The organism is Pseudomonas fontis, assembly GCF_028656955.1.
Lineage (GTDB): Bacteria > Pseudomonadota > Gammaproteobacteria > Pseudomonadales > Pseudomonadaceae > Aquipseudomonas > Aquipseudomonas fontis.
Genome location: NZ_JAMDGY010000007.1, coordinates 40,193 through 52,011, shown reverse-complemented (window position 1 = coordinate 52,011; position 11,819 = coordinate 40,193). Strand labels below are relative to the sequence as shown.

Below are 11,819 nucleotides of genomic sequence, written 5' to 3'. Positions count from 1 at the left end.
TACCAGCTCAAAGGAGGCTGAAGCATGATCGTAATGACTACTCGCTGGCAGACCTTTGTGGCTGTCGCTAAGGCTCTGGCGAAGCACCGGGCCACATACAAATTCCTTGCGTTGCTCTTAGTGACTCTTGGGCTTACTAAAGGAGGGCCATTAGTAGAAGGCCTCGGGGACGTGGTCTGCGTTATAGTGACTGGCGGGTGTGCTGAATGACATCTTTAGGCCCTTTGAGAATCTGACAGAAAAATCTGAATGACCACCTCAACTGTTCTATGCCGCCAGTTCCCCCCCCCGTGGCCCTCCAGCCTCCTGGGGTCCTTATCGTGCGCCCAAGCGCCTCTGGATGTTGTGTTAGAGCCCTGCACCGAGTTTGGGCCAAGAGTGCGCCAAGGCTGGCACAAGGGCCTTTACGAGACCCAATGATCCCGCTACGATGGCCGCTCAGTTCTTTCATTGCCCAGTTTTACCGAAATTCGCTATGATACGCGGCCTCGATTTTTGTAAATCCATCCAAATTCGGATATCAAGCAATGAAAACTGGTAAAGAGCTGAAACCCGGTACCGTGATCCGGATCGACAACGACCCGTGGCTGGTCCAGAAAGCTGAGTTCACCAAGTCGGGCCGTAACAGCGCGATCATGAAGACCAAGCTGAAGAACCTGCTGACCGGCTACAAGACTGAAACCGTCTACTCGGCCGACGACAAGCTGGACGACGTGATCCTGGACCGTAAAGAAGCGACCCTGTCGTTCATCAACGGTGACACCTACACGTTCATGGACACCACCGACTACACCATGTACGAGCTGAACGCCGAAGACATCGAGGCCGTTCTGCCGTTCATCGAAGAAGGCATGACCGACGTCTGCGAAGCCGTGTTCTTCGAAGAGCGCCTGGTTTCGGTTGACCTGCCAACCACTATCGTTCGTCAGGTTGACTACACCGAAGGTTCCGCGCGCGGCGACACTTCGGGCAAGGTCATGAAGCCTGCCAAACTGAAAAACGGCACCGAGCTGAGCGTTGCTGACTTCATCGAAATCGGCGACATGATCGAGATCGATACCCGCGAAGGTGGTTCCTACAAGGGCCGCGCCAAGTAATCTTGGTGTTTCGCACAAAAAACCCGGCCTGAGCCGGGTTTTTTTATGCCTGCAATCTAGACTTCAGACGCTGACATGCAGGCGTACATCGACGTTGCCACGGGTGGCGTTGGAGTACGGGCAGACATGGTGGGCCGCGTCGACCAGTGCTTGCGCCTCGGCCTGATCCAGGCCTGGCAGGCTGATGCGCAGGTCGATATCCAGGCCGAAACCGCCAGGGATCTGGCCGATGCCGACTTCGGCAGTGATCGAGGTATCCGCTGGCAGCGCTTGTTTCTGCTGGCCGGCGACGAACTTCAGGGCGCCGATGAAACACGCCGAGTAGCCGGCGGCGAACAGTTGCTCAGGGTTGGTCGCCTCGCCACCGGCACCGCCCAGCTCTTTCGGCGTGGCCAGTTTTACATCGAGAATCTTGTTGTCTGAAACCGAGCGGCCATCACGACCACCGGTGGAAGTGACTTTGGCAACATAGAGCACTTGTGCTGGCTTGTTCATGGTGGAGCCTCTTGGTGATGGGGTAGCGCCGGCGGCGCTGGGTGAAGTACGAAATTAAATGTAGTGCGCAATTAGTTAGTGCGCAATATAAATTATCGTCTTTCTCCCGAACGGTCATCACGCCCCGGCCGCCAAGTTGGCCAGGGGTTGCGTGCTAGAGGCGTCTAGAGGCTTTTTTGCAGGTTGTCGCGCAGCGCGATCAATTCACTCTGCAGCTGTTGCAAACGCTCCAGCGACACGCCGCTGGCGCCGAGAATACACGGCGGAATGTTCTGTGCCTTTGCTTGCAGGGCGCGGCCTTGTTCAGTCAGCTCAACGATCACCACCCGCTCATCCTCGCGGCTGCGCGTGCGCTTGAGCAGGCCTTCGCCTTCGAGGCGTTTGAGCAGCGGGGTGAGCGAGCCGGGGTCGGTGAGCAGGCGATGGCTGATTTCACCGACGGTAAGGCCGTCACGCTCCCACAGCACGAGCATCGCCAGGTACTGTGGATAGGTCAGCCCGAGGGCTTGCAGCAAAGGCTTGTAGACCTTGGTCATGAGCAGCGAGGTGGAGTGCAGGGCGAAGCAGACCTGGTTGTCGAGCAGCAAGGTTTCGCAGTGGGCGGGAGTGTTGGCGTCGGCGTTCATGCGGGTCCTTTCTTCGGTGATCCTTGAAATGTTAGCACGCAGGCCTTTAGTGCGATTGCCAGCGCAGTTCGCTTTGCAGTGCCAGATCCCACGGCGGCACCGGGCTGAAACGGCTCTTGAGGAATTCGAGCAGCAAACGGCTGCGAGAGTTCGTTTCGTGTTCCAGTCGCAGTGCATAGATCCCGGCCGACTCGGCTGCGGGCAGGCCGTTGTCGCAGAACAGCGGCACCAGCTCACCGCGCAGCAGGTAGTCGCTGATCAGCCAGGTGGGCAGGTGGGCGATACCCAGCCCCGCGAGCACGCCGAACAGCAGCGCCTCGGCATTGTTCGCGCTCATGCGCAGGCGTTGCGGGCGGAACAGGCGCAGTTGGCCGTCTTGCTCGAAGCGCCAGGCGAACGGCGGCGCCAGGCCGTCCCAGTCGACCCCGTCGTGCGCCGGCAGTTCGCTTGGGCTGGCGGGCACCCCACGTTGCTGCAGGTAGGCCGGGCTGGCGCAGGCGATGCGCACCATTTTCGCCAGCGGCGTGGCCACCAGGCGGGTGTCGGCCAAGGGGCCGGCGCGCAGCACCAGGTCCACCTGGCCGAGGTTCGAGCCGTGCATGTCGACAAAACTGTCGATCAGGCGCAGTTGCACATCCAGGCCGGGGTAGGCGACCAGGAAGTCGGCAATGGCCGGGGCCAGGTGGCGTCTGCCGAAGGCGGCGGGGGCGTCGATGCGGATCAGCCCTTCGGGGGCGTTGCTCAGCGAAACCGCTTCGGCGCGGGCCAGGTGCAGCTCGCCGACGATACGCCTGGCGCGCTCGGCGAACGCATTGCCGGCCGGGGTAGGGCGCACCGCGTGGGTACTGCGCACAAACAGCCGGCTGCCGACGGCGTTTTCCAGGCTGTCGATGCGTCGGGCGACGGCCGAAGGCGTCAGCGGGTGGCGCCGGGCGGCGGCAGAGAAGCTGCCGGTTTCAAGGACATCAAGGAACAGCGACAGTTGTTCGGTCAGGGCATCGGGGTTCATGGCTAGCGCTGCTTATGCGAATTTGGCAAAGCCATTGTGCGTTGCTGTGCGTTTCCCCGCTAGCCTGTGCTGGGTAGCATGCGCCCATTGCGAAAAAGAGAGGCAGGCATGATCGAGTGGGTGATGTACATCGTATTGGGCGCGGCGCTGGGCACCGTGGGCGGCTTGTTCGGCATTGGCGGGGGCTTGATCGCCATTCCGGCGCTGGGCGTGCTGTTTGGCCTGGACCAGCAACTGGCCCAGGGCACGGCGCTGGTAATGGTGGTACCCAACGTGTTGCTGGCCCTGTGGCGCTACCACCAGCGCAACCGCATCGAGCTGCGTCATGCCTTGCCGCTGGCGCTGGCGGGCTTGGTATTTGCCTGGCTGGGTTCGATCTGGGCGGTGGGCGTGGATGCACAGGCGATGCGCCTGGGTTTTGTCGGCTTCCTGGTGGCGCTGGCCGTGTGGAACGTGGCGCGGATGTTCATGCGCACTTCGCCGCCGTCCACCGAACTGCGTCAGCCATGGCCGTGGTTGGGCGTATTGGGCAGCGGTGCCGGGGTGCTGGGTGGCCTGTTTGGTGTGGGTGGGGCGGTGGTGGCGACGCCGGTGCTGACCAGCGTGTTCGGCACCACCCAGGTGGTTGCCCAAGGGCTGTCGCTGGCGCTGGCTGCACCCAGTACGGCGGTTACCTTGCTGACCTATGGTGTGCATGGTCAGGTGCTGTGGAGCATGGGCCTGCCGCTGGCGGCGGGCGGGCTGATGAGTATCAGCTGGGGCGTGAAGCTGGCCCATGCGCTGCCGGAGAAGGTGCTGCGCTCACTGTTCTGCGGGTTCCTGGTGGTGTGTGCGGTGATGCTGGCATTCAAGGTCTGAAGCAACTCGGGGTGGCTGCTGCTCCCACAAGAGGCAGCAGCGTCTTTATCTACTTGAACCCTTCAATGATGTAATCGGCCAAGGAATCGGTCATTGGCGATTGCGTCTGTGCATTGCGCAGCAACATCACGTTGGCTACCGGTAGCTGTGGCAGCCCTTCGTTCTCGCCAAGGATGCGCAGGTTCGCCGTGACCAGGCTCTGCAACTGCGCCGTCACCGCCAACCCGGCACTCACAATCGCGAAAATCGCCGCGAGGCTCGGGCTGGTGTAGGCAATGCGATATTCCAGGCCCAGCGCCTCCAGCGCATTGCACGCCCACGACCGACAGAAGCAATCACTGTTGAACATTGCCAGCGGCATCGGCCGCTGTTCATGCGGGCAGAAGCCCTGTGCCGCTGCCCATACCAGGCGTTCCTGACGCAGCAACTGGCCCACCTCATACCCAGGCTCACGCGTGACGATGGTCAGGTCCAGGTCCTGGCGCATCATCAGTTGCTTGGACGTTTCACAATGCACCTCCACCTGGATCAGCGGGTACGCCTGGGCAAAGCTCGACAGAATCCCCGGCAGAAAGCGCATTGCATAGTCATCCGGCGTACCAATGCGCACCACGCCGACCATGTGCGGCATGCGCAAGGTGTTGAACACCTCCCCATGCAGTTTCAGGATGCGCCGGGCATAGCCGAGCAGCACCTGGCCCTCGGCAGTCAAGCGCACCTGGCGCCCATCGCGCTCGAACAGCTGGCGCTGGATGATGTCTTCCTCCAGGCGCTTCATCTGCATGCTCACCGCCGACTGGGTGCGGTTGACCACCTCCCCGGCACGGGTGAAGCCGCCTTGTTCGGCAATCGCGACAAAGGTGCGCAACACCTCTGAGTCGATACTCTGGTACTGGGACATTGCATCAATCTCCTAGATGCAAGACATAAGAAACATTCGTTGGATTGATCCTACGCCCGCGCTGAAACTACGGCTATCCCAAACGGAGGGCAAGAAGATGAAAGGTCAAATCAGCTCCATCCTGCACTTCAAGCACCAGCACCGGGACCTGTCCGTGCATCACGTCCTGGCTGACCTGGTCAATACGTTCGCGCGCTGGCGGCAACTGCGGTTGCAGCGCCGTGAACTGGCGAGCATGAGTGATGCGGCGCTCAAGGATATCGGTCTGAGCCGGGCCGATATCCTGATGGAAATCGAACGGCCGTTCTGGGACGACCCACTGAAAAAATGAGTCGCGATCAGGCACCACTCACCGCTACTGTAGTGGGGATGTTCACAAGGAGTCAGGCATGCCCACTGCAGCGTCTTTTTCCTCGGCACAGGCGCGGCGCCTGGCCTTGTCAGCACAAGGGTTCGGTACGCGTCAGCCGGCGTCGACGCTGACGGCCGCCCATCTCAATCGGGTGTTCCAACGCCTGGGCGTGGTGCAGATCGACTCGGTCAACGCCTTGGTACGCTCGCACTACCTGCCGCTGTTTTCCCGGCTTGGCGACTACTCGCAAGGGTTGTTCGACCAGTTGGCCTGGGGCCGTGGACGCCAACGCAAACTCTTCGAATACTGGGGGCATGAAGCCTCGCTGCTGCCGCTTGAACTCTACCCGCTGATGCGCTGGCGCATGCAGCAGGCGCAGCAAGGGCAGGGCATCTATCGCCAGCTCGCCCAGTTCGGCCGCGAGCAACAAGCAACCATCGCCCGCGTGCTGGCGGCCGTAACCGAGCAAGGCGCCCTGGGTGCTGGCAGCCTGTCTACCCGTCAGGAGCGTGCCGGGCCCTGGTGGGACTGGAGTGCAGAGAAGCACGCGCTGGAATGGCTGTTCGCTGCGGGCCAGGTGACAGTGGCAGGCCGGCGTGGTTTCGAGCGTCTGTACGACTTGCCGGAGCGCGTGCTGCCCGGCGCGCTGCTCAGCCAGCCTTGCCCGGGCGAACCGGCCGCCCAGCGCGGCTTGCTGCTGCATGCGGCCGGCGCGCTGGGGGTGGCAACCGAAAAGGACCTGCGTGACTACTTCCGCTTCAGCCCGGCCGAGAGCCGTGGGCGGTTGGAGGAGCTGGTCGAGGATGGGCAATTGCAACGCTGTTCGGTGCAAGGCTGGTCACAACCGGCCTATTGCCTGGGTGCGCCGCGAGTGCCGCGCACGGTGATTGCCAGTGCGCTGTTGTCGCCGTTCGATTCGTTGATATGGGACCGTGATCGCACCGAGCGCCTGTTCGGCTTTCGCTATCGATTGGAGATCTACACGCCCGCGCACAAACGGGTGTACGGCTATTACGTGTTGCCATTTCTGCATGGCGAGCGGATTGCCGCGCGGGTCGACTTGCGCGCTGAACGCGCCCACGACCGCCTGGCGGTGCATGCCTTGCACGAAGAAGAGCCTGGTCTGGACGAGGAAGGGATGGCCGCGTTGGCCGGCCAGCTTAACCAGTTGGCAGCCTGGTTGGGGCTGGCGCGGGTGCAGTTGAACTGCCCCCGCGTCGGCACCGAGCGCTTGCGTCAGGCCTTGGTGCGGGCTGACTTGAGCGTTTCGGCGATCAGGAAGGCCAGCTCCAGCGACTGATCCGCGTTCATGCGCGGGTCGCAGTGGGTGTGATAGCGATCGGAGAGGGCGTCTTCGGTAATCGGGCGTGCGCCGCCGATGCACTCGGTGACGTTCTGCCCGGTCATCTCGATGTGAATCCCGCCGGCATGGCTGCCTTCGGCCTGGTGCACCTGGAAGAACTGCTTCACTTCGCTGAGGATCTGCGCGAAGTCACGGGTCTTGTAGCCGCTGCTGGCCTTGATGGTGTTGCCATGCATCGGGTCGGAGCTCCACAGCACCTGGCGACCTTCACGCTCGACGCTGCGGATCAGCGCGGGCAGGTGGTCACCGACCTTGTCGGCGCCCATGCGCACGATCAGGTTGAGGCGGCCGGGGTCGTTGTCCGGGTTGAGGATGTCGATCAGGCGGATCAGGTCCTCGGTGTTCATGCTTGGGCCGACCTTGACCCCGATCGGGTTGTTCACCCCGCGCAGGAACTCGACATGCGCGCCATCGAGCTGGCGGGTACGGTCGCCAATCCACAGCATGTGCGCCGAACAGTCATAGAAGTCGCCGGTCAGGCTGTCGCGGCGCACGAAGGCTTCTTCATAGTTCAGCAGCAGCGCTTCGTGGGCGGTGAAGAAGCTGGTCTCGCGCAGTTGCGGCGAGCTGTCCATGCCGCAGGCGCGCATGAAGGCCAGGGTCTCGTCGATGCGATCCGCCAGCTGGCTGTATTTCTCGGCCAGGGCCGAGTTGGCGATGAAGTCCAGGTTCCACTTGTGCACCTGGTGCAGGTCGGCAAAGCCGCCCTGGGCAAACGCGCGCAGCAGGTTGAGGGTGGCAGTGGCCTGGTGGTAGGACTGCAGCAGGCGCTCCGGGTCTGGCACGCGGCTTTTTTCATCGAAGTCGATGCCGTTGACGATGTCGCCCCGGTAGGCCGGCAAGGTAATGCCGCCGATGGTTTCATCGTTGGATGAGCGCGGTTTGGCGAACTGCCCGGCCATGCGCCCGACCTTGACCACCGGGCATCCGGCGGCGAAGGTCATGACAATGGCCATCTGCAGCAGCACCTTGAAGGTGTCACGGATTTTCGCTGCAGAGAATTCGGCGAAGCTTTCCGCGCAATCGCCGCCTTGCAGCAGGAAGGCACGCCCCTGGGTGACTTCGGCGAACTGGCGGCGCAGTTCCCGGGCCTCCCCGGCGAAGACCAGTGGCGGGTAGCTGGCCAAGGTCTGCTCGACCTTGAGTACATGCGCGGCGTCGGGGTAGATCGGTTGCTGCTGGATCGGCAGGGCTCGCCAGCTGTCAGGGGTCCAGAGTTGGCTCATCATTGAACTCGATAGTTGTCTGAAAAAGGGCTTCGGTCATGCTACCACCTGGCACGCGCCTTGTTGCAGTGCGCGTATTGACGGACAATGGCGGTTTTGTTCGGGCACACAGGTTGCCGGGAGAGGGCATGACAGAGGAACGGGTAGAGCGACTGCTGGCGCAGGTGCACGACGCGTTCGGCACCATCAGCGTGCTGGAAGTCGAGGACTACCGCTTTCTCGAGTTTGGCGACGCGATCGAGCAGAGCTGCGTTTTTACCGCCGATCCGAGCTGGCTGGAGTACGACTACACCCGTGCCATGCTGGTCGGTGCGCTGTGCCATGCACTGCCGGAAAGCGCGCTGTTCCTCGGCCTCGGCGCCGGGACCCTGACCCAGGCCTGCCTGAAGTTCCTGCCGCTGGACGATGTCGAAGCCATCGAGCTGCGCGCGGATGTGCCGCGCCTGGCCATGGAGTACATGGGTCTGGACGACGATCCGCGCTTGTACATCCGTATCGGCGACGCGCTGGAACTGCTCAATACCGCCGAAATGGCTGACCTGATCTTTGTCGATCTGTACACCGACTATGGCCCGGGTGTCGGGCACCTGGCCTGGAAGTTCCTTGAGGACTGCCAGAAGCGCCTGAATCCTGGTGGCTGGCTGGTGATCAACCAGTGGGCCGCCGATGACGGCAAGCCATTGGGCGCCGCGTTGCTGCGCGGGCTATACCATCGGCACTACTGGGAGCTGCCGGTCAAGGAAGGCAATGTCATCCTGCTGGTGCCCCAGGACCTCGACCAGACCCTTGATCTGGACGGCCTCAAGACCCGTGCCGAAGCCCTGGCACCACGCCTGGGCTATTCGTTGAACCCGTTGATCGAGGTGCTCCGACCGGCGTCTTGAATAAAACGTTTCAGCTCCGGCTACGGTCGCCATTCGACGGGTGGGCCTCGGTTATCGACAAAGCGTGTCGTCCGAGGCCCCTGGGTGGCGTATTTCGATAAAAAAGTCTCACGCGAATCGGTAATTACAGGTATAGTACGCGCCGGTCTTTTACCGGACCTCGTTCAAGGTAGTGCAATTTCCCGAAGCCAGCTTCGGCTGCGCGTCCGCCCTGCGGACTCTTCCTTGACGTTCCCTTTTTTCTTCAATCGTTTTCGCAAATCCCCGCCGACAAAGCTGCCAGGGTGACCTTCGGGTCTTACAAGGCATGTGCAGCTTTGGAGCATGGGTCTTTGCGGATGCACTTAGAGGCAGACCCATGACCCAGGAAACCGGCGGCTTCGCCGCTCTCGATCTTCATCCAAGTATTGTTGCAGCTGTTCTGGCCACAGGCTACGAAGAGCCATCAGCCATTCAGCAGCAGTCGATCCCGATTATTCTTGCTGGTCACGACATGATCGGCCAGGCGCAGACAGGTACCGGTAAAACCGCCGCCTTCGCGCTGCCAATCCTGCACCGTATCGACCCGAGCAAGCGCGAGCCGCAAGCCCTGATCCTGGCGCCAACCCGTGAGTTGGCGCTGCAAGTAGCCACCGCTTTTGAAACCTACGCCAAGCAAATGCCGGGCGTTACCGTGGTGGCCGTGTACGGTGGTGCCCCAATGGGCCCACAACTGAAAGCAATCCGCAACGGCGCGCAAATCGTCGTGGCAACCCCGGGCCGTCTCTGCGACCACCTGCGTCGTGATGAGAAAGTCCTGGCAACCGTCAACCACCTGGTGCTCGACGAAGCCGACGAAATGCTCAAGCTGGGCTTCATGGACGACCTCGAAGTCATCTTCAAGGCCATGCCGGAAACCCGCCAGACCGTGCTGTTCTCCGCGACCCTGCCGGCTTCCATCCGCGCAATCGCCGAACGTCACCTGCGTGATCCGAAGCACGTCAAGATCCAAACCAAAACCCAGACCGTGACTGCCATTGAGCAGGCTCACCTGATGGTCCACGCTGACCAGAAGGTTTCTGCTGTTCTGCGCCTGCTGGAAGTCGAAGAGTTCGATGCACTGATCGCCTTCGTACGTACCAAGCAAGCCACCCTGGACCTGGCCAGTGCCCTGGAAGCCAAAGGCTACAAAGCCGCTGCGCTGAACGGTGACATCGCCCAGAACCAGCGTGAGCGCGTTATCGAGTCGCTCAAGGATGGCCGTCTGGACATCGTCGTCGCTACCGACGTCGCTGCCCGTGGTCTGGACGTTCCGCGCATCACTCACGTGTTCAACGTTGACATGCCGTACGACCCAGAGTCCTACGTTCACCGTATCGGCCGTACCGGCCGTGCTGGTCGCGAAGGTCGTGCACTGCTGCTGGTTACCCCGCGCGAGCGTCGCATGCTGCAGGTGATCGAGCGTGTAACCGGTCAGAAAGTTGCCGAAGTACGTCTGCCGAATGGCCAGGCCGTTCTTGATGCCCGCATCAAGAAGCTGACCAACAGCCTGGCGCCGCTGGTTGCTGATGCTGAAGCTACCCACGGTGACCTGCTGGACCGTCTGACTGCCGACATCGGTTGCAGCCCGCGTGCCCTGGCTGCTGCTCTGCTGCGCAAAGCGACCAACGGTCAGGCCCTGACCCTGGACGCGGTCGAGAAAGAGCAACCGCTGGTTCCTACCTCGGCACCGCGTGAGCGAACTGCTGGTGGTGATCGTCCAGACCGTGGCGAGCGTGAGCGTCGTGCGCCAATGCCGTTGGGCGAAGGCCGTGCACGTTGCCGTACCGCGCTGGGCGCGCGTGATGGTATCGCTGCCAAAAACCTGCTGGGCGCCATCCTCAACGAAGGTGGCCTGGCACGTGAAGCAATCGGTCGCATCCAGGTGCGTGACAGCTTCAGCCTGGTAGAGCTGCCGGAAGATGGTCTGGAGCGTCTGCTGACCAAGCTCAAGGACACTCGTGTTGCCGGCAAGCAGCTGAAGCTGCGTCGTTATCGCGAAGATTGATTCCTGAGTGAATAAAAAAATCCCCGACTGGTTCGGGGATTTTTTTTGCCTGTTCGGGCCCAATCGCCGGCAAGGCCGGCTCCCACAGATATCATGCCGAATGAACCCTGTGGGAGCCGGCCTTGCCGGCGATGAGGCCCTCAGGATCAATCAAAGCGGTAGATATCCATCCCCAGCGCGCCCATCGTGAACCCCTGGTGGGCAATCCCGAATCGCCCCCCGGCTCCGCGTGCAAAATACAGCGGCAACAAATGCTCATCGCTCGGATGGCTGCGCACCGCATAGGGCGCTTGCTGGCGGTAATCGAGTAGCGCCGCAGTGTCCCCGGCCGCAAGCTTCTCGATTATCCAGTCGCGAAATGCCAGCGCCCAGGGCTCCACGCTGTCCGGCCCGGCGCGCCAGTCCAGCTCGCCGAGGTTGTGGGTAATGCTCCCGGAGCCGATCAGCAGGACCCCTTCGCCACGCAGCGCCGCCAGTGCCTGGCCAACCTGCTCCTGCAGCTGTGGGCCGCTCTGGGTAGGCAGGGAGACCTGCACGATGGGAATGTCCGCCTCCGGATACATCAGCGACAGCGGCACCCATGCCCCGTGGTCAAGCGGCCGTTGCGGGTCCAGGCGTGCCGCGAGGCCCGCCTCGCCGAGCAGGCCGGCCACGCGCTCGGCCAGGGCCGGTTCACCCGGCGCCGGATACTGCACGGCAAACAGGGCTGCTGGGAAACCACCAAAATCGTGCCAGGTTCGCGGGTGTGCATTGCTCGACACCCAGAGTTCATGGCTTTCCCAGTGCGCCGACACCAGGACAATGGCTTTCGGTCGTGCCAGCTCGCTCGCCAGGCGCTTGAGTGCAGGCCCGCTGGCACCGGGTTCCAGGGCAAGCATCGGGGAGCCGTGAGATATAAACAGGCTGGGCAGCATGTAAGTGCTCCTGAAGTTAAGATGAGCTATCTTCAGGCAGAATATTGATCTAAATCTAATATAAGTTT

13 protein-coding genes are annotated in these 11,819 nt (G+C 62.1%); 7 read left to right on the top strand and 6 right to left on the bottom strand.

The window, feature by feature from the left end; genetic code table 11:
• The first annotated feature begins 24 nt into the window (after positions 1 to 24).
• The gene (locus M5G11_RS27460) at positions 25 to 210 is read left to right on the top strand and encodes a gp19.5 family protein (protein ID WP_420793876.1); all 186 of its coding nucleotides are present in this window, start codon (positions 25 to 27) and stop codon (positions 208 to 210) included.
• 317 nt (positions 211 to 527) lie between these two features.
• Positions 528 to 1,097, top strand: a complete 570-nt coding sequence (locus tag M5G11_RS01465; RefSeq protein ID WP_273911888.1) for an elongation factor P — start codon at positions 528 to 530, stop codon at positions 1,095 to 1,097.
• A gap of 63 nt (positions 1,098 to 1,160) precedes the next feature.
• Here the strand turns inward: M5G11_RS01465 and M5G11_RS01460 are convergent, their stop codons facing one another.
• The 3 genes from M5G11_RS01460 to M5G11_RS01450 all read right to left on the bottom strand — a co-directional run bounded on the left by M5G11_RS01460 (position 1,161) and on the right by M5G11_RS01450 (position 3,227).
• Positions 1,161 to 1,592: an organic hydroperoxide resistance protein gene (locus M5G11_RS01460; protein WP_273911889.1), complete on the bottom strand. Its 432-nt coding sequence runs from the start codon at positions 1,590 to 1,592 to the stop codon at positions 1,161 to 1,163.
• Positions 1,593 to 1,756: 164 nt separating this feature from the next.
• Positions 1,757 to 2,218, bottom strand: coding sequence for a MarR family winged helix-turn-helix transcriptional regulator (locus M5G11_RS01455; protein WP_273911890.1), 462 nt, complete (start codon positions 2,216 to 2,218; stop codon positions 1,757 to 1,759).
• Between the two features lie 46 nt (positions 2,219 to 2,264).
• On the bottom strand, positions 2,265 to 3,227 hold the full coding sequence (locus M5G11_RS01450; protein ID WP_273911891.1) for a LysR family transcriptional regulator: 963 nt from the start codon (positions 3,225 to 3,227) through the stop codon (positions 2,265 to 2,267).
• Between the two features lie 108 nt (positions 3,228 to 3,335).
• On the opposite strand from M5G11_RS01450, the gene M5G11_RS01445 reads away from it, so the two are divergent.
• Positions 3,336 to 4,085, top strand: coding sequence for a sulfite exporter TauE/SafE family protein (locus M5G11_RS01445; RefSeq protein WP_273911892.1), 750 nt, complete (start codon positions 3,336 to 3,338; stop codon positions 4,083 to 4,085).
• Positions 4,086 to 4,134: 49 nt separating this feature from the next.
• Here M5G11_RS01445 and M5G11_RS01440 read toward each other — a convergent pair whose 3' ends face one another.
• On the bottom strand, positions 4,135 to 4,986 hold the full coding sequence (locus tag M5G11_RS01440; RefSeq protein ID WP_273911893.1) for a LysR substrate-binding domain-containing protein: 852 nt from the start codon (positions 4,984 to 4,986) through the stop codon (positions 4,135 to 4,137).
• Between the two features lie 97 nt (positions 4,987 to 5,083).
• Between M5G11_RS01440 and M5G11_RS01435 the strand changes: the two genes are divergently transcribed.
• Both M5G11_RS01435 and M5G11_RS01430 read left to right on the top strand, forming a co-directional pair.
• Positions 5,084 to 5,317 carry a DUF1127 domain-containing protein gene (locus tag M5G11_RS01435; protein WP_273911894.1) on the top strand — a complete coding sequence of 78 codons (234 nt, stop codon included), beginning with the start codon at positions 5,084 to 5,086 and terminating at the stop codon, positions 5,315 to 5,317.
• Positions 5,318 to 5,375: 58 nt separating this feature from the next.
• Positions 5,376 to 6,638, top strand: a complete 1,263-nt coding sequence (locus M5G11_RS01430; protein ID WP_273911895.1) for a winged helix-turn-helix domain-containing protein — start codon at positions 5,376 to 5,378, stop codon at positions 6,636 to 6,638.
• On the opposite strand, the gene M5G11_RS01425 is transcribed toward M5G11_RS01430, so the two are convergent.
• Positions 6,575 to 7,927, bottom strand: coding sequence for a class II 3-deoxy-7-phosphoheptulonate synthase (locus M5G11_RS01425; protein WP_273911896.1), 1,353 nt, complete (start codon positions 7,925 to 7,927; stop codon positions 6,575 to 6,577). The genes M5G11_RS01430 and M5G11_RS01425 overlap by 64 nt on opposite strands.
• Positions 7,928 to 8,055: 128 nt before the next feature.
• On the opposite strand from M5G11_RS01425, the gene M5G11_RS01420 reads away from it, so the two are divergent.
• Together M5G11_RS01420 and M5G11_RS01415 are read left to right on the top strand one after the other, a co-directional pair.
• A complete protein-coding gene (locus M5G11_RS01420; RefSeq protein ID WP_273911897.1) occupies positions 8,056 to 8,811 on the top strand; it encodes a spermidine synthase in 756 nt (251 codons plus the stop codon).
• A gap of 358 nt (positions 8,812 to 9,169) precedes the next feature.
• A complete protein-coding gene (locus M5G11_RS01415) occupies positions 9,170 to 10,837 on the top strand; it encodes a DEAD/DEAH box helicase (protein WP_476453915.1) in 1,668 nt (555 codons plus the stop codon).
• 146 nt (positions 10,838 to 10,983) lie between these two features.
• Here the strand turns inward: M5G11_RS01415 and M5G11_RS01410 are convergent, their stop codons facing one another.
• Complete coding sequence (locus M5G11_RS01410) at positions 10,984 to 11,751, bottom strand: DODA-type extradiol aromatic ring-opening family dioxygenase (protein ID WP_273911898.1); 768 nt, start codon at positions 11,749 to 11,751, stop codon at positions 10,984 to 10,986.
• Between the last annotated feature and the right edge of the window lie 68 nt (positions 11,752 to 11,819).

Excerpts from the sequence above, each read along its gene's own strand:
- M5G11_RS01445 (WP_273911892.1), top strand. The coding sequence starts at position 3,336 with ATGATCGAGTGGGTGATGTACATCGTATTGGGCGCGGCGCTGGGCACC.
- M5G11_RS01440 (WP_273911893.1), bottom strand. The coding sequence starts at position 4,986 with ATGTCCCAGTACCAGAGTATCGACTCAGAGGTGTTGCGCACCTTTGTC.
- M5G11_RS01425 (WP_273911896.1), bottom strand. The coding sequence starts at position 7,927 with ATGAGCCAACTCTGGACCCCTGACAGCTGGCGAGCCCTGCCGATCCAG.
- M5G11_RS01435 (WP_273911894.1), top strand. The coding sequence starts at position 5,084 with ATGAAAGGTCAAATCAGCTCCATCCTGCACTTCAAGCACCAGCACCGG.
- M5G11_RS01415 (WP_476453915.1), top strand. The coding sequence starts at position 9,170 with ATGACCCAGGAAACCGGCGGCTTCGCCGCTCTCGATCTTCATCCAAGT.
- M5G11_RS27460 (WP_420793876.1), top strand. The coding sequence starts at position 25 with ATGATCGTAATGACTACTCGCTGGCAGACCTTTGTGGCTGTCGCTAAG.
- M5G11_RS01430 (WP_273911895.1), top strand. The coding sequence starts at position 5,376 with ATGCCCACTGCAGCGTCTTTTTCCTCGGCACAGGCGCGGCGCCTGGCC.
- M5G11_RS01455 (WP_273911890.1), bottom strand. The coding sequence starts at position 2,218 with ATGAACGCCGACGCCAACACTCCCGCCCACTGCGAAACCTTGCTGCTC.
- M5G11_RS01410 (WP_273911898.1), bottom strand. The coding sequence starts at position 11,751 with ATGCTGCCCAGCCTGTTTATATCTCACGGCTCCCCGATGCTTGCCCTG.
- M5G11_RS01460 (WP_273911889.1), bottom strand. The coding sequence starts at position 1,592 with ATGAACAAGCCAGCACAAGTGCTCTATGTTGCCAAAGTCACTTCCACC.
- M5G11_RS01450 (WP_273911891.1), bottom strand. The coding sequence starts at position 3,227 with ATGAACCCCGATGCCCTGACCGAACAACTGTCGCTGTTCCTTGATGTC.
- M5G11_RS01420 (WP_273911897.1), top strand. The coding sequence starts at position 8,056 with ATGACAGAGGAACGGGTAGAGCGACTGCTGGCGCAGGTGCACGACGCG.
- M5G11_RS01465 (WP_273911888.1), top strand. The coding sequence starts at position 528 with ATGAAAACTGGTAAAGAGCTGAAACCCGGTACCGTGATCCGGATCGAC.